Origin of the sequence: Salinivibrio sp. HTSP, assembly GCF_003390965.1 — a bacterium.
Classification (GTDB): Bacteria; Pseudomonadota; Gammaproteobacteria; order Enterobacterales; family Vibrionaceae; genus Salinivibrio; species Salinivibrio kushneri.
On sequence record NZ_PXUD01000011.1, the window covers coordinates 30,886 to 46,009 of the forward strand.

Annotated in this window: 17 protein-coding genes; 10 read left to right on the forward strand and 7 right to left on the reverse strand. The window is 48.1% G+C overall.

All coding sequences use genetic code 11. The annotated features are described in order from the left end of the window. Positions 1-235 precede the first annotated feature (235 nt). Positions 236-739 carry an SPOR domain-containing protein gene (locus C7A19_RS02390; RefSeq protein ID WP_201264056.1) on the forward strand — a complete coding sequence of 168 codons (504 nt, stop codon included), beginning with the start codon at positions 236-238 and terminating at the stop codon, positions 737-739. Between the two features lie 229 nt (positions 740-968). After that, a complete protein-coding gene (locus tag C7A19_RS02395) occupies positions 969-1,973 on the forward strand; it encodes a D-alanine--D-alanine ligase (RefSeq protein ID WP_069362991.1) in 1,005 nt (334 codons plus the stop codon). Here C7A19_RS02395 and C7A19_RS02400 read toward each other — a convergent pair whose 3' ends face one another. Continuing rightward, entirely contained in the window at positions 1,974-2,927 is a 954-nt protein-coding gene (locus tag C7A19_RS02400) for a tyrosine-type recombinase/integrase (RefSeq protein WP_116644058.1), read from the reverse strand. Positions 2,928-3,135: 208 nt separating this feature from the next. Between C7A19_RS02400 and C7A19_RS02405 the strand changes: the two genes are divergently transcribed. Then, complete coding sequence (locus tag C7A19_RS02405; RefSeq protein WP_116644059.1) at positions 3,136-3,504, forward strand: DUF3319 domain-containing protein; 369 nt, start codon at positions 3,136-3,138, stop codon at positions 3,502-3,504. A 94-nt stretch (positions 3,505-3,598) separates the two neighbouring features. After that, the gene (gene yciH, locus C7A19_RS02410; RefSeq protein WP_069362988.1) at positions 3,599-3,922 is read left to right on the forward strand and encodes a stress response translation initiation inhibitor YciH; all 324 of its coding nucleotides are present in this window, start codon (positions 3,599-3,601) and stop codon (positions 3,920-3,922) included. A 69-nt stretch (positions 3,923-3,991) separates the two neighbouring features. On the opposite strand, the gene C7A19_RS02415 is transcribed toward yciH, so the two are convergent. Continuing rightward, positions 3,992-4,882 (reverse strand): alkyl sulfatase dimerization domain-containing protein, encoded by an 891-nt coding sequence (locus tag C7A19_RS02415; protein WP_077458301.1) that lies wholly within the window; start codon positions 4,880-4,882, stop codon positions 3,992-3,994. Positions 4,883-5,113: 231 nt separating this feature from the next. Between C7A19_RS02415 and C7A19_RS02420 the strand changes: the two genes are divergently transcribed. Together C7A19_RS02420 and C7A19_RS02425 are read left to right on the forward strand one after the other, a co-directional pair. Beyond that, positions 5,114-5,476: a hypothetical protein gene (locus C7A19_RS02420; RefSeq protein WP_077458299.1), complete on the forward strand. Its 363-nt coding sequence runs from the start codon at positions 5,114-5,116 to the stop codon at positions 5,474-5,476. Then, complete coding sequence (locus C7A19_RS02425) at positions 5,469-6,008, forward strand: RES domain-containing protein (RefSeq protein ID WP_116644060.1); 540 nt, start codon at positions 5,469-5,471, stop codon at positions 6,006-6,008. The genes C7A19_RS02420 and C7A19_RS02425 overlap by 8 nt, the downstream gene beginning before the upstream one ends. 366 nt (positions 6,009-6,374) lie before the next feature. Here C7A19_RS02425 and C7A19_RS02430 read toward each other — a convergent pair whose 3' ends face one another. Then, positions 6,375-7,061 carry an RES family NAD+ phosphorylase gene (locus tag C7A19_RS02430; RefSeq protein WP_116644061.1) on the reverse strand — a complete coding sequence of 229 codons (687 nt, stop codon included), beginning with the start codon at positions 7,059-7,061 and terminating at the stop codon, positions 6,375-6,377. Position 7,062: 1 nt separating this feature from the next. Then, the gene (locus C7A19_RS02435) at positions 7,063-7,467 is read right to left on the reverse strand and encodes an antitoxin Xre-like helix-turn-helix domain-containing protein (RefSeq protein ID WP_077659229.1); all 405 of its coding nucleotides are present in this window, start codon (positions 7,465-7,467) and stop codon (positions 7,063-7,065) included. A gap of 285 nt (positions 7,468-7,752) precedes the next feature. Between C7A19_RS02435 and C7A19_RS02440 the strand changes: the two genes are divergently transcribed. Next, positions 7,753-8,787, forward strand: coding sequence for a Gfo/Idh/MocA family oxidoreductase (locus C7A19_RS02440; protein ID WP_116644062.1), 1,035 nt, complete (start codon positions 7,753-7,755; stop codon positions 8,785-8,787). A 138-nt stretch (positions 8,788-8,925) separates the two neighbouring features. Here C7A19_RS02440 and chrA read toward each other — a convergent pair whose 3' ends face one another. Next, positions 8,926-10,071, reverse strand: coding sequence for a chromate efflux transporter (chrA, locus tag C7A19_RS02445; RefSeq protein ID WP_077459662.1), 1,146 nt, complete (start codon positions 10,069-10,071; stop codon positions 8,926-8,928). 464 nt (positions 10,072-10,535) lie between these two features. On the opposite strand from chrA, the gene C7A19_RS02450 reads away from it, so the two are divergent. After that, entirely contained in the window at positions 10,536-11,456 is a 921-nt protein-coding gene (locus tag C7A19_RS02450; protein ID WP_116644063.1) for a LysR family transcriptional regulator, read from the forward strand. 5 nt (positions 11,457-11,461) lie between these two features. Here C7A19_RS02450 and C7A19_RS02455 read toward each other — a convergent pair whose 3' ends face one another. Further along, positions 11,462-12,625, reverse strand: coding sequence for a 1-acyl-sn-glycerol-3-phosphate acyltransferase (locus tag C7A19_RS02455; RefSeq protein WP_069362980.1), 1,164 nt, complete (start codon positions 12,623-12,625; stop codon positions 11,462-11,464). 194 nt (positions 12,626-12,819) lie between these two features. Here C7A19_RS02455 and C7A19_RS02460 point away from each other — a divergent pair, with 194 nt between their 5' ends. Beyond that, positions 12,820-13,491 (forward strand): hypothetical protein, encoded by a 672-nt coding sequence (locus C7A19_RS02460; protein WP_116644064.1) that lies wholly within the window; start codon positions 12,820-12,822, stop codon positions 13,489-13,491. 34 nt (positions 13,492-13,525) lie between these two features. On the opposite strand, the gene C7A19_RS02465 is transcribed toward C7A19_RS02460, so the two are convergent. Then, complete coding sequence (locus C7A19_RS02465; protein WP_116644065.1) at positions 13,526-14,044, reverse strand: nicotinate-nicotinamide nucleotide adenylyltransferase; 519 nt, start codon at positions 14,042-14,044, stop codon at positions 13,526-13,528. Positions 14,045-14,244: 200 nt separating this feature from the next. On the opposite strand from C7A19_RS02465, the gene nadE reads away from it, so the two are divergent. Then, a complete protein-coding gene (nadE, locus tag C7A19_RS02470; protein WP_077458892.1) occupies positions 14,245-15,084 on the forward strand; it encodes an ammonia-dependent NAD(+) synthetase in 840 nt (279 codons plus the stop codon). Positions 15,085-15,124: the final 40 nt, after the last annotated feature.

The window sequence follows — 15,124 nt, forward strand, 5'->3', positions numbered from 1 at the left end:
TGCAAGCGTGTTTATTGGCCAGTTTATCGGTTTGCGCTTGAATTCAACGGTTTTTTTTAGCGCAATGTGATCTCGGCATGGCAGAAAATGAACAGTGAGATAGACTAAAAGCGACGTTTAACGTGACTATCTGTGAGCTGTAGCCGGAAACCTCTTGCAAGAGGATAACTTTTGGTTGAATGGCTCCTAGGTCGGGGGCACAATGAAACAAACTTGGATAACTGACAGAATCACAATGAAAAAATTGGCCTTACTGGCTATCGTCATGCTGCTGACCGGATGCAGTGGCGGTGGCGTTACCACTGAAATTTACAGTCAGACAATTGAATCAACCGACAAGCGCGATAGCGTGCAAACGGAAGATACCGCGCGAACGGCAGACGCCGAGCCGATGATGAACACGGCCAAGCCTGAGCCGAAGCCAGCACCGAAAAAGCAAGCGGTGAAATCCGCGACGCAAAGCGCTGGGTATACCATCCAAGTCGTTGCCCTTAGTCATGATAGAGGGTTCAGTGATTATGCCAAACGGCTTCCGAGCGACCAGCCATTGTGGAGCAACAAAAAAATGGTAGATGGTTTGCCATGGTACACCTTGTTATACGGTGAATATCCAAGCCGTGATGCCGCGAAACGAGCGATTAAGGCACTGCCACAAACCATTCAGGAATATGGTCCTTTTGTACGCGATATCAGTAAAATAAAACGGTCTTCAACACCTGAGATGATCCGTGTGAATTAATTCGCGGGTTGGTGTGATTGAAAAGCTGGCGAATGCCAGCTTTTTTGTTGCGTGGCGTTTATCCCTGTATTGCCGGTGACGCGCTAGCGGCACAGATTGAACAAACCTCCAGCAAATGGGCTCTAATGAACGAATAAAAACACCTCTGAGAGATGCAAGCGAATCCGCATTTGTCTACTATGGCGTTAATGTCCGAACAGCGCGTCTAGACGCGTGATGAGAGAAGAAAATGACCAAACTCAACCTGCTTTTGTTATGCGGTGGCGGCGGGGCAGAACATGATATTTCCCTCGTATCTGCCCGGTATATTGAATCACAATTAGCTAAGTTACCCCGCGTTAAGGTGCATAAAGTTGAAATGACCCAAGACGGGTGGCACCTGGATGACGGTATGCGCTGTCATCTTGATACTGATGGCAACCTGTGCAGTAAAGTGGAACTCACGCAAATTCACTATGTTGTGCCTTGCCTTCATGGCTTCCCAGGCGAAACCGGCGATATTCAGTCATTACTGACGATCACTGGCCTGCCATACTTGGGATGTGACGCGGAAGGTAGCCAGATCTGTTTTAATAAAATAACGTCAAAGCTATGGTTTGATGCACTTGGTATCCCCAACACCCCCTATGTGTTTATCACCGATCAAGGCGAGCAGAGCCAAGCACGTGCCTCCGCGTTTCTAGCGGACCATCAGGCGGTGTTTGTGAAAGCGGCCAGCCAAGGGTCGAGTGTAGGGTGTTACCACGTAACAGATGCCGCGCAGCTACAAGCCCGGATTGCCGATGCATTCACCTTCTCGGATCAGGTATTGATCGAAAAAGCGATCAAGCCGCGTGAATTAGAGGTGGCAGCGTTTCAAGTGGGCGATGAAATTATCGTGACACGCCCCGGGGAAATCCGGTGTCCCGAAGGGAGCTTTTACACCTACGAAGAAAAGTACAGCGAAGGGAGCCACAGTAATACCTATATAGAGGCTGAAAACCTGACTGAAGCACAAGTGGCAGCAATCCGTGCCTACGCCCATCAGGCATTCAAGCAACTGCGTTTAAAAGACATGTCGCGTATCGATTTCTTCTTAACCGAAGACAACGAAATCTTAGTCAATGAAATTAATACGTTTCCTGGCATGACGCCTATTTCTATGTTCCCCAAACTGATGGAGCACCATGGCTTAGCATTCCATGAATACTTGGCATCCTGTATTAGCACGGCCACGGGTCGACGGGTCAATTGATTAATCGGTAAGTTTTTTTCGTCGGTAACGCGACTTGGCTTGTTCGCTGGCCTCCGTATTACCGACATATTGCGCCGGCATGGCGGGGCTTTTCCAACGTCCCATATGTTGGATTTGTTTTATCGTCATGCCTTTTTTCGCGAGCGACCGACTTGCCCCCACTCTGGGTGACTGGCCGGAAAAGGTGACGGACTCATCCAACAGCGCACTAGCTCGTCGAAAAACACGATAAATCGATGATGGGTCAAGCGGCGCTTCTCCCAACTGACCATGCTTATTAATTCGCCGAAGTAGGGGGCCTTGGCGGATACCTGTTTTGTCTAACCAGTCCATCAATAACCTAGCGACGGATTCAGACAGTGGGACGCGCTGGTCTCTCACCATAATAAATGCTTGTGCCTCGACCGTGATCAGGTCATCTACCGACAGGGCGGCTAGCTCGCTGCGCTTTAATAATCCTTCGTATGAGAGCGACCAAACTAAACGATCACGTATGTCTTTTAAGCGCTTTGAACGGGCAAGCTGTTGGTTTAACGCCGCTAGATGATGAGATTGAAAGGGAGTGGCCTCTCGGCTTTCTGGTAACTTCGCGTGGAGTAGGCGCGCCATTGCGTACTTTACTTCCCGGTGTTTACTGGGATCTTTAAATTGGTGAAGCTTGTGCACCAAGCCGACGGTAATAACCATCCTACGCACGGCTGAAATCTTACGCCGATTGGCTGTTATTTCAGCAAAACGGCGCAGCGTGGTGACAGCACAAGGAAGTGGCGTCACATTCTGTTTTTGGCAGAAGGCAACGAAAACACGCCAGTCATTACGATAACTCAACAGCGAGTTTTGACTATAGACGTCTTGCGTGACAGAAGACCATTCTTCAATGCTCAATGTGCCTGTATTAAAGCGAGCTTGACTTTCTTCAATATCATTTGTGTCTAAAGGCAATAGTCTTTTCATAACGCACTATAACTTTTTATTAATAAATCCAATGTATCAGATTTTAGTGAAGAATGTTTGAAATATATCTCAATTCGCCTACTCCTTAGTCTAACAGCCGCTTGTGCGGGTGAAATTTCTCGAACAACGCGTGATAATAGTCTAAAAATGAAAGATGTTCGTACGCCATGTATGTGTATCGGATTATTGTTCGCGAAAGGAGATAACCATGACTCGACGCCTTTTTCATCGTGGTTATACGATTGAAAAGACAGAAGGTGGTAATGAGACCACGGAGGTTTACCGGGCTAGAGTCGCAGGTAAATCGATCTCTGGCAGTTTGCAGAATGTAAAAAAGTCAATCGAGTGGTGGGCTGACACAAGCACATTCGTGGAGCCCGCTGATTTTGACGATGAAGAGAATGACGTATCGTCAAAAAAGCAGGTGGAAGAATATAAAGGTTTTCGTATCATGAACGACGACCCAGAAAAAGATGAAAAGGGCTGGTACATGATTGTACGCGGTAACTTAATGAAAGGCTCGCTGCCCGCACTCAAACACTTTATTGACAAAAATGCAGAGCAACTCCGCGCTTAAGAGGGAAAGCCACTGAGTGGCTCTCCCTGTCATCGGCTGCTATGTGGATTCAGCTTTGATATAGTGTGCCCAAACGCTTCAACGATACAGAATTATGTCTGATAATAATCATTTAGTTTACTCGACAGAAACTGGCAGAATTAAAGCCGAGCCAGAAAAGCCAAGCCGCCCTAAAGGTGATGGCATCGTTCGTATTCAGCGACAAACCAAAGGGCGCAAAGGTAAAGGCGTCAGCTTGGTAACAGGGTTGGATCTTGATGATGGCGCGCTGAAACTGCTCGCCGCTGAGCTTAAAAAAGTGTGTGGCTGTGGTGGCGCAGTCAAAGATGGCGTTATTGAGATCCAAGGGGACAAACGCGATGCCCTCAAGGCACACCTAGAAAAGAAAGGCCATATAGTGAAGCTGGCGGGCGGCTAAGATCTAAAAACATCATAATAGAAACAAAAAAGGCAGCGTGGGCTGCCTTTTTTGTGTTCAGTGCAGTTATTAGGTATGACCGTCTGCGTCAATCAAGGCATCGAAGCGCTCATTACCGTGTAGAGATTCGAAGTCTGCTTCTTCACGAGCGGCTTCGCGCAGTGACGCACTCTCTGCAACCGCCAGCTCTAAGTCAGAGACAGCCTGATCTTCCGCCCCCAACCTCGTATAAGCACATGCGCGTTGGAAGAGGGCGTTGGCATTACGCTCATCCACCTCGAGCACGCGGTTACTGATACTGAGCGCCCAATGGTATTCGCCCATTTCCATCGCAGCATCCGCCTTATGGGTGAGCGCTTCAAGGTCACCAGGACGGATTTTGAGGATTTCATTATAAATTTCCATCCGCTGCTCTGGCGTCTGCGAATGTTGCGCACGCAACCATAAGTTATGGATCTCGTTAATGCGTTCAATCTCTTTGTTATTTTCAGCAATAATGCGCGTTTTACGCTTCAAGTCGCGTTCCAAAGCTTGGAACTTGCGTTCATATTGCTCTGCAATTTCAGATAACTGTTGATCCGCCAGTTCTTTAGTATTGGTTTTTATATCGCGCAAAGACTGCCAACCCACCAACGCAATCAATGATGCCGCACCGGCAATCAGATAAAAGAAGTAGGTCACTGTTACATTGGCATAGTTCAGTGATTTATCCGCTACGTCCAGCTCACGATCGGTAATCTCGGTCACCATTCGCTTTTCTAGCGCCTGGAAATCGGTTCTTAAGTTTCGGATTTCATCCAAAACGTACCTTTCCATCAGGGGTTTATCGTAAATACTTTGCTCAGCATACGAGGTCGGCTCTTTCGCCGCTTTGATATGCTTGACATCGTTTTCATCTTCAGCACTAGCACTGAAGCTTGCTAACGCCACGAGCAAACAAGCCCAAATGTGCGCTTTCATGGTTATCCTTATGTAACGAATCAGTGAGAACTAGCGAGACTTTAGCAAACCTTCTGCAGACTAAAAAGGTTAACAGATGGAATTCGCTGATAAGATGACTTTTCAATACCTAACGCCCGATACGATCCGTGATTGGAGCGTCAAGCACCGTGAGCGACCGCCTTGACAATCACTATAACGACAATCATATTGGATGTATATAAGTCAAATATTGTTGACATGGTGAGCGCAATGAACCGATCTATTTTAGATGCAGTCATGAACGCAGAAGGTATCGTTGAACCAAGCAAAATGGCCGCGTTCTTCCATACCAACTTGAAAGAAATTGCGTCGTTGTCTGGATTACCTTATTCCACGTTAAGCCGCACAGAGCGATATTCAACGATTAAGGCACAGCAACAACTGCGTAACTGCACAGAAGTGATCAACCGCATCCTGCCGTGGACGGGAAATGAATTTCATGCCTACGCATGGTATCGGAGCGAGGGGCTGCCAGAGTTTGGCGGATTAACCGCAGAACAACTGGTTAAACACGATCGAATGGACGCACTGAGAGCCTACCTTAATCATACGAGCGAAGGCGGTTATGCATAAAGAAAGGCTGCAGGAATACCTATTCCGCTTTGAAGGTGCGGTATTTCGTGGCCATAACCCTCGCTGGTCATACGCGCCTAACAGTGGGGAAGGAGCAAGACGCAATGGTGGGCGCTTTAACCCCAAAGGCGTTGCCGCGCTATATACCTCATTGTCTCAATCGGGTGCATGGGTCGAGGCTCAACAGGGATTTCGTTTTAAAGCGCAGCCTTTGACAATATGTCAATATGATGTCGACTGTGACAATGTACTCGACCTGACCGATGAAACAGTGCTGCTAAACTGTGGCATCAAGCCCTCAACACTCAGCTGTGCCTGGTTAGATCAAGTAACCCAGAACCAAACCCCCGATAGTTGGCACTTATCGAAACAGCTCATCAGTGCAAAGGTCAACGCCATTATTGTGCCCAGTTTTGCGCGTGGCGCCACCCGAGAGATGAAAAACATCGTATTTTGGCGATGGCGTGATACGCCACCCAACATGGTTAAAGTGATTGATGACTTTGAACGGCTGCCGCCATCACCTTACTAGCGCCACCCGCCAAGGTAAGTGAAGCCCCAGTGTTTGCCAAAATAGCTTGGTATAACCCGTAAAGCCGTTCCGTCTGGCTCATCACCGCGCGCTTGAAGCATCTCAGGTCAAGCGGAGCATTTGAACTGAGTGGGTTAAAGAAAGTGGTGATTAGCTATTTTATGGTAAATATCGTTTATGGTAAATGATGGGCAAGCATGAATACACGTCGCTAAGTAGGGCGACAGTTGTCGTAATGGCGCATCAGCAGCGCTCTCTATATGATAAACAACAAACCTCGTTTTACTTCAGCACTCCCAAACTATATTTAACATAACATACATAATGCGCACTGGTGGTTGGTTTGTTAACATACAGCCGTAACGCTCAGTCCATTGCGTAAATCTTCTCAACCTGACTAATGTCTTTCCCGTTCCAAATCATTTCTGCATGGAAGCATTGTATGACGTCGCTAACCACTTGTGGCGTAGACATCGCCCAACAGCTCCCTTTTTCATTTCTTACTGAGTTGTAGCGGATCCCCGTTAATGCGTCATCTTGCCGAACCTGACGACCAAACGCCTGTGCCGCTGAGTAATCAATCAGGTCGTAGATTGGATCTGTCATTGGCTTATCGCACACATCAATCACTTTATCGTCATCAAATGTGAAACGAAGCGCCCTAAACACCAAGCGATCATAATGAAGCCCATTAACATCAGTCCAACACTTGCGCTGGTGATACATGACTTCCTTTAAAGCGGTTTGTTCGGTGTCGCCGATATACAGCATTCCAAAGCTGCCATCAGCGAAACGCGAACCATCACGATTAATGTGAGTAAAGGCAGCGACAGCATAGCTACGCCCACGCTCACAGTGGCACGGGATTTCTTCCGGCTTAATCAGGGATACATCGCCCACTTCATCGAGAATACGTGGATTCGTCAATGCTTGCAGTTGATACATCACCTCAAAGTCCTCAGGATTGAGGACATCATCAAACAAGTCAATCGTCGGGTACTTAGACGGAATGAGCCTATATCCTACCGCTTGATGTTCTCGAGCATTCAGCATTTTATCCCCACTGACCTGAACGTAAAGCGTCAACACGACAAAACACTTCGTAGAGATCAGCAAATTTGCCGCTACTCATAATAGATAAAGGAGTCCGCCCTTCGAAGTAAGCGTTTTTGTTCTCCATAGACATGAATCCCTGAACGTTCTCTTGGTTATCGAAGATAATTCGAAGACTACCGTGGATGTTTGCGATGTAGCTTAAACGCTCAAGCTGATCATCATCCATAGATATCGTGTCTGGGTTAGCCTTGTACTTTTGGAACGTAGACCTTGGTATGCGAAGAATTCGTTGCATGTCTGCGCCGGTACATCCCCATCCTTCCATTATGTTTACAGCAGCCTTGAAGCCGACCTGAGCCATTCTCTTCTTGTCTGCCGCTTTTAGTGCTTGTGCTGCTGTCATATCATTCACCATTTCATGTTTGCACACTCTCATCATGGACCTAATGTTTAATTTTGTCCACAATGAGACATAAGGCCTTACACAGCTCGCGACATTTTTTCGTCTTGGGTTGACCAAACCTCGCCCCCGAATCAACGCCCTAACAGACCACGCTTGATGTCATCGTCTGGTATGTCTTGATACATTAAACAGCGGCGCGCTGCCACACCTCACCTCGCTTGGATTGATTGGTATAACGATGTCCGATAAAGTGCTGATAATACGTCGTCAATGCGAGTGAGCTTTATGATAAAAACAGCTTTGGTGGGTTTTGGCTTTTCTGCTAATACATTTCACGTTCCTTTTTTGAGTGCAATCTCTGAGTTTGCGATTTCAGCTGTTGTATCCAGTAAACCCGAGCAGGTTGCACAGCGGTTACCTAAAGCGGCCTGCTTTGATGATCTCAGCACCTTACTCACCCAACAAACCCCGGATTTGGTGGTGATCACCACACCCAACCATCTCCACTACCAACATGTTAAACAAGCATTAGAAGCCGGTTGTCATGTCTTAGTGGAAAAGCCTTTTGTCACCAATAGCCGTGATGGTCTCGAGTTAGCAGAGCTGGCCAGGCAAAAAGGCTTAGTGTTGTGTCCTTACCACAATCGACGTTGGGATGGGGATTTTCTCACTCTGAAAGGTTTACACCTCGCAGGTGAGCTTGGCGACATCAAAGTCATGCACTCTAGCTTTAATCGCTACCGCCCAGAGGTTCGTCAACGGTGGCGTGAGCTACCAGGTGAAGGCGCCGGTATCTTGTATGATTTGGGTTCACATTTAATTGACCAAGCACTGCTCTTATTAGGGGATCCGAATGCGGTTTCCGCCAGTTGCCGCGCACTCCGCCCCGGCAGTGAAACGACTGACTACTTTCAGGTGACTCTGCACTACCCAGACAAAGAGGTAATTCTTTCCTCAAGTCCCTATCGATCTGGCACCACAGAGCGTTTTGTTGTTCATGGTGAAAAGGCAACCTTCAGTACCGTAGGGCTGGATATTCAAGAAGAGCAACTACGCGCTGGCTTGATGGTGACTGTCTCTGGTTTCGGTGAACAAGCGTATCAAGGGATGCTCGAAGTAGGTGACAGCGTCACACCTGACCCGCTTACGCTTGAAGATGGCCAATACCACCGCCTATTTGACGGGCTAGCTCAGGCAATTACCAATGATCAACCCTCGCCTGTTTGCCCCATCTCCGCAAGCAAAGTTATCTATGCTATTGAGTTGGCACAAACAGCCTCCGATACAGGCACTCGCCAGCCTTGGCAGTTCCAAGACTAACTACCTTTAAAAGATTAAACCTAGCCTAGTCACATCATCGGTGTGACTAGTATTTTTCATTCAACTATTTAAAGTTATAGTGCATTATAGTACGAAAAAATAGCCCAGGACATGACTGGGCTATAAAATAGAGTCGCTTTAGGCGATGGTAAACTGATAGACCATCATCAACAGGAGCAACCAAAACACAGAAACACGCCACCTGATGAGCGCAATCAAACCTAGCGCTATCGGCAACAAATCAAGCGGTTGTGTATAAGCAGACACCCACACTGGTTGATACAGCGCGGCGGCGAGCAACCCCACGACACTGGCATTAATGAGGCTGATAGCGCCGGCTAGGCGTGGCTGTGTCTTCACCGCCTCCCAGATAGGTAAAACACCAAACATCAGCAATGCGCCAGGCAAGAAAATTGCGATAGTGGCAATAATACTGCCCCAAAGCGGTGACAAGCCATCAATACTGGCGCCAAGGTAGCTCGCCATCGTAAACATAGGGCCAGGCACAAGCTGTGCTGCCGCGTACCCTTCAATCAACGCAGAGTCTGTGACAACGTCACCCACTATAGGCTCGAGCAAAGGCAGCACGACATGGCCACCACCAAACACAAAGCTCCCTGCCTGATAGAAAAGATTAAACACTTGTACCCAAAGTGTCTGGTTAAACAACCAAGGCACCGTTAGCAATAATAAAAACAGGCCAATAATACTGGCACTACGACGCCACGCAATAGATACGGCAGTGTGGCTCTGTTGCGGTTTTGCAAACCCTATCGCGCCAACCATTCCAGCAATCAAAATAGGCAAAATTTGGTACAACACGCCTGAAGGCGTCAGTAACAACCAAAGTGTCGTTATTACCGCGACAACAGCACTCGACCACGAGGCGATAAATTTTTTACCCATCGACACCGTGGCATCAATCACGACCACCACCGCCAGTAACTTTGCCGCACTGATGATCGTCGATACCCAGTCTGACGCTTGTCCACTACTGTTTAATACCGCCGCCGCCGTCAATAAGGCAAAGGAAGGGAGAGTAAACGCCACAAACGCGCCGAACGCCCCCAGGTATCCTGCACGCTGATAGCCAATATACATGCCTAACTGACTACTCCCCGGGCCAGGTAAGAACTGACTCATTGCCAAGCCCGATGCAAATGTCTCTTCACTGAGCCAGCGCTTATTTTTGACGAAAACCCGCTCAAAATAACCCACATGGGCGGCAGGCCCCCCAAAGGACATACAACCCAACAAAAAAAACTGCTTGATTAACTCAATCATTGTTTACCTCCTACCACGAGTGTACGCAAACAGAACAATGAACAAAAACAGACCATTTTGATTTTATGAATCGATTAAATTAATAAATAAAGGAGAGGTAGCGCTGAGCAGAAGCGTTGTGTAACTTTACAACATAAATAGGAGTAAGCACTTACAACTCTGCATTCACCATGTTTACTTGAAGAAACAATCATTATTTTTCGCTTTAAATCATAAAGTTATAGAATTATAGGTTTGCCGTAAAAAATAACAGTGTAGGCTCATGTATCGTTCATAGGGGCAGAAAAGACGTGCCCTCATTGACGCATCGATGTCACAATGTGCACGCATTTAATAAAATACACTCGAAGTGGTATAAACCGTTTATCTTTGATGAATACGCATGCGTGACATTGTCACACACATTCCTGACCACCGACGTTATGTGGTAGTCTCACGCTATTGATGAAATGGATGTGCGTAGAATGCTCGATTACCTTCAACAAATCGTTGTGCTAGCCGCTGTTGCACAAGAGCAGCACTTTACTCGCGCAGCAGACAGGCTGGGAATTTCGAAGTCTCAGGTCAGCAAACAGGTTCGCTATTTAGAGGATCGCTTAGGTGTGCAGTTGGTGCAGCGCAACACCCGCTCTGTTTCCCTTACCGAAGTCGGTAGCAGATATGCGGAGTATGGCAGCCAGTTGATCGCTACCTTGGACGAAGCGGAAGCGATGGTGGCAGGCTATCGCAATGAAGTGACAGGCAAACTTAAGATTGGCGTCGCACAGTCGTTTGGCAATACATTAATGACGCGTCATTTCGCTAAATTCCGCCAAACTTACCCAGCGCTTAACCTCAACATTAATCTTTTTGATCACCGCCCTAATCTGGTCGAGGAAGGCTACGATTGCTGGGTCGCGATTCATGAACATCCCCCAGAAGGCATGGTGGCGCGAAAGCTGGCTGATTGCCAATTTAAACTGGTCGCGGCACCCAGCTACCTAGAAGCGAGAGGCACACCACAACAACTGGGTGATTTGCGTCAGCACGATTGCATCACCTATCAAAGCCGTGAACGCCGTTATGATAAATGGCCGTTTATGAAAGCAGGCATGGAGCAAGTGGTGCATGTCAGTGGCCAGTACACAATTAATAACGCACCCGCGGTACTCGAGGCGGTTAAAGCGGGACTCGGCATTGCCTATTTGGCTACTTACCTTATTAACGAGGAAATAGAAAAAGGTGAACTCATTGAGCTATTGCCTGAATGGCAACCTTGCCTTGAGCTGCCGATATACATTGTGTATCCAAGACGCAAACACCTTGCGCCCAAAGTGAGAGAGTTTGTCGATTTTATGCTGCAAGAAGTCGGCGATCCGCCGATTTGGGATCGCCACCATAAGTGACACTGTCACTTGTTATTTTCTGCTGCGAGAGGACTGTCCTGATTGATATTGTCTGAGCTTGTTGCACACTGATTGAGCACAGGGTTAGCGTACATTTCACGCAAATAGTCACGCGCCGCTTCGGGGGCCTGGGCAAGCTTCTGCTCATAGAGGCGCTGCTCAGCTGGCGTGACACTGTCATGTTCTACCCCAGCGGCAATATAATTAGCCGGGTATAAACGGTATAACTGGTGGATTTGCGCATCAATTTTTGCGGCCATTGACTCGGGTGTGTCTTGTGACAGGGTCACAGGCTCACCAAAGGCCACGTGCACATGCCGTTTGTCACCGACAATCCCTTTCACGATGGTTTGAATATCTTCAAACTCGCTTTTTTCGTAGGCACCAAGGCGGTTGACCGCGTCTAATTCAGTTGCTTTGTCCAGATCGCATGGATCGTTTTGGTAGGAGATGGCGACAGGCACCACATTAAGCGCTTCCATATAGCTGTCAAAGTCTTGCTTGCGTTTTCGCCCTTCCATGAAGAACATTTTTAAGATTGCCGGATCCGTGACATCTTGGCCCGTCTTGGCTCGCCCCTCTCGCTGAGCAATCCAGATCGACTGACCCTCATCGAGGGATAAGCGCAAATAACCCGATAACTGTGATAATGACTTCATCATTTCACGTGGTGCTTTGGCTGAGCGTTTGACAATAAAGCTTTTGTTAAGCTTCATCAGCTCAGTCGCACACGGTTTACGTAACAGGTTATCACCGATAGCGATTCTCACTGTATCGAGCCCCTGTTGGTGCAAGCACCAGTTTACTAGCGCAGGGTCCATCGCAATGTCTCTGTGGTTGGAGACAAATAGGTAGGCTTTATTCGGATCCAGTTTTTCTACGCCAGAGACCGTGACTTTATCACAGGTTGTTTTAATCATCTTGCGCATATAGCTGGCGACATGCAGTTGGACATCCTGCACTGTTTTAATATTGCTCCACTTTTTAGTTAGATACAATTTAAGAGCAGGCTTTAAAAGCCAACCAAGCGGGCCAGACGCATGCGGATAGCGATAAGATAGAATCGCATTGATAAACTCGTCATCTTGGATGAGTCGCTGAATTGCACTGGGAACTTCGTCGTCATGATAAGGACGAATCTCTTGATAGGGATCGTTAACTGTCTGCACTTTCTTCCATTATATCGAGTAAAAACCGCGCCATTCTACGCAGTCAACAAAGGATTCAAAGTGAACCCACCGAAATTTTACACAGGTTGGAGGTCAGACCTTCAGCCTGGTTAAGAGTTCCCTTTACCGTCATTGACTTGACCTCAACAGCAAAAGTGCTCACCATTGCCGCCTTATTACATCGAGACACTGTTATGAAGACCACGAGCGAATACACTCTTTATCACACACCCTCATTGATATTCACCCCTCGAAAGCGCCGCTACACAGCGAACCTGCTTTATGTTGAGGACGGTTTGGTGCTTGTTCGCTTAGGAAAAACAGATATCCCTGTCTATACCGGTCAGGGGTTCTGGCTACCTTTTGAGTGCCTTCATGCATTGACCATCACGCCCAATACCCGTTTACACCAATTGGCCGTATCGCCACGCACACAACATCCCCTCCCTGAGAGTGTGGGACATGTTGTGTTGTCCCCACTACTGGCCGCCGGCTTAATGGAGCTTGGCACGCCAACAGCATCCGTGTTAACGGCAGCGCAGTCGCATCACATTCAAGCCGTGATACTTGACCAAATCACGCACCTCGCGCCGACCCAGCAACTTGATGCGCCCACCCAAGCGCTGGCAGATTGTACGGCATTTGCCCAAACAGGCCAGCCGCCGGTGAGCACAGCGCAACACTACCAATTACAAGCGCTCACTCAGCTGACCATTGCACAACTGCAAGAGTATTTTACCGTTCGACAGCTAAGAGCAGCGATGAAGTCTGGTAAAACATGGGAGCGCGCGGCTGAGTCGGCCGGCGTCTCCACGGCCGACGCTGACACCCTGTGCACTCGCTATGCCTGTGTGTTTGAAAGCTAAACGCGAGCACTGTTAAAAACGCACCGATAGGCCGCTAGCGACAAAATACGGCTTCGCTCAGCTGTGCTGCGATACTGGGTGTGGTGAGATCATCAATCGGTAAGCCTTGCGCCAGTCGTTCACGAATATGTGTACTACGCACCACCACCGTCTCAGGCATCCCCAATACTGACCAGCGCGAGAGTATTTGCGCACTATCGGCAAACTGGTCAAATTTGAGCAAGTTATCAGGACCAACAACGAACGTGAGTGCCGCGTCAGGATAATCGTCCTGTAACGCAGAAAGCAGCATGTGTGTTGTGACAGCGTCACCTTCTCGTCCTAACGATGCCTCCCGCTGACACAAGTGTAGATTCGGTAAGCGCAAGTCATGAATCAATGCCTGTACCCACCCGCATCGTGTCTCGTAAGGTGCCATCATTTTTCCCCATGCATGTCTATAACTCGGCACGAGCAGCACCTTGTCAAAATGACACAATTGCGCCAGAACAGACGCGTGACCTTGAGTGGGTGGATTGAATGCGCTGCCAAATACGGCTATTTGCTCTGTCATTATACGCTCTTCGCCAAGTCATTCTCGTGTTTAGGGATTATGCGAAATGATGCCATGAATTTGACCAAAAGCCTAACCTATCACCATCAGGGTGAGGAGATTCACTTGCGCTATACCCAAGCCAACAGAGATCATGCACAATAACTCACAGTAGAGTCTTCATTGACATTGTATGCCAGAGTGATTGAGAGGAACCTAAGATGGAACACCAGATCCGCGAAGAAATGCGCGTCCAATCCAATATCGACCCAGAAACGGAGATCCGTCGTCGCATCGCCTTTATCAAAACTATGTTGCAACGTTCCGGGACACGTAGCCTCGTGTTAGGTATCAGTGGTGGTGTCGATTCGTCGACATGTGGACGACTGGCACAGTTAGCGATTGAAGCGCTTAACCAAGAAGCAAACAAGGATCACTATCAATTCATTGCGGTCAGATTGCCCTATGGCGAACAAAAAGACGAAGACGAAGCGCAACTCGCCCTGTCTTTTATCAAGCCGAGCAAAACCGTCACGGTCAACGTTAAGCCGGGGGTCGATGGTAATCACCAATCAGTTTTAGATGCCGTGTCTGCCGTAGGCTTACTCCCCGACAGTGATAGCCGGGTTGATTTTGCCAAAGGCAATGTCAAAGCACGCGCAAGAATGATGGCGCAATACGAAATAGCAGGATTAACCCAAGGGCTCGTCATTGGGACTGACCATTCTGCCGAGAACATCACGGGCTTCTATACTAAGTTCGGCGATGGTGCGTGTGATCTTGCGCCGCTCTTTGGTCTAAGCAAACGACAAGTGCGTCAACTCGCCGCCACATTGGGGGCACCAGACGTCTTGGTAAATAAAACGCCCACCGCTGACTTAGAAGACTTATCACCGCAAAAAGCGGATGAAGAAGCGCTGCAGCTGACCTATGAGCAAATCGATGATTTTCTTGAGGGTAAGCCGGTTGAAGACGCGGTTAAAGAGAAGATTATTCAGGTTTACCAAGCCACACAGCACAAACGTCAACCGATTCCGACAATTTATGATCTCGATAACTGATTGATGAACTAAAGCATTAAGGAGAAAAGCGTGTCTGGCT

Coding starts and splice junctions, on each gene's coding strand:
- C7A19_RS02390 (WP_201264056.1), top strand. CDS start 236: ATGAAAAAATTGGCCTTACTGGCTATCGTCATGCTGCTGACCGGATGC.
- C7A19_RS02395 (WP_069362991.1), top strand. CDS start 969: ATGACCAAACTCAACCTGCTTTTGTTATGCGGTGGCGGCGGGGCAGAA.
- C7A19_RS02400 (WP_116644058.1), bottom strand. CDS start 2,927: ATGAAAAGACTATTGCCTTTAGACACAAATGATATTGAAGAAAGTCAA.
- C7A19_RS02405 (WP_116644059.1), top strand. CDS start 3,136: ATGACTCGACGCCTTTTTCATCGTGGTTATACGATTGAAAAGACAGAA.
- yciH (WP_069362988.1), top strand. CDS start 3,599: ATGTCTGATAATAATCATTTAGTTTACTCGACAGAAACTGGCAGAATT.
- C7A19_RS02415 (WP_077458301.1), bottom strand. CDS start 4,882: ATGAAAGCGCACATTTGGGCTTGTTTGCTCGTGGCGTTAGCAAGCTTC.
- C7A19_RS02420 (WP_077458299.1), top strand. CDS start 5,114: ATGAACCGATCTATTTTAGATGCAGTCATGAACGCAGAAGGTATCGTT.
- C7A19_RS02425 (WP_116644060.1), top strand. CDS start 5,469: ATGCATAAAGAAAGGCTGCAGGAATACCTATTCCGCTTTGAAGGTGCG.
- C7A19_RS02430 (WP_116644061.1), bottom strand. CDS start 7,061: ATGCTGAATGCTCGAGAACATCAAGCGGTAGGATATAGGCTCATTCCG.
- C7A19_RS02435 (WP_077659229.1), bottom strand. CDS start 7,467: ATGACAGCAGCACAAGCACTAAAAGCGGCAGACAAGAAGAGAATGGCT.
- C7A19_RS02440 (WP_116644062.1), top strand. CDS start 7,753: ATGATAAAAACAGCTTTGGTGGGTTTTGGCTTTTCTGCTAATACATTT.
- chrA (WP_077459662.1), bottom strand. CDS start 10,071: ATGATTGAGTTAATCAAGCAGTTTTTTTTGTTGGGTTGTATGTCCTTT.
- C7A19_RS02450 (WP_116644063.1), top strand. CDS start 10,536: ATGCTCGATTACCTTCAACAAATCGTTGTGCTAGCCGCTGTTGCACAA.
- C7A19_RS02460 (WP_116644064.1), top strand. CDS start 12,820: ATGAAGACCACGAGCGAATACACTCTTTATCACACACCCTCATTGATA.
- C7A19_RS02465 (WP_116644065.1), bottom strand. CDS start 14,044: ATGACAGAGCAAATAGCCGTATTTGGCAGCGCATTCAATCCACCCACT.
- nadE (WP_077458892.1), top strand. CDS start 14,245: ATGGAACACCAGATCCGCGAAGAAATGCGCGTCCAATCCAATATCGAC.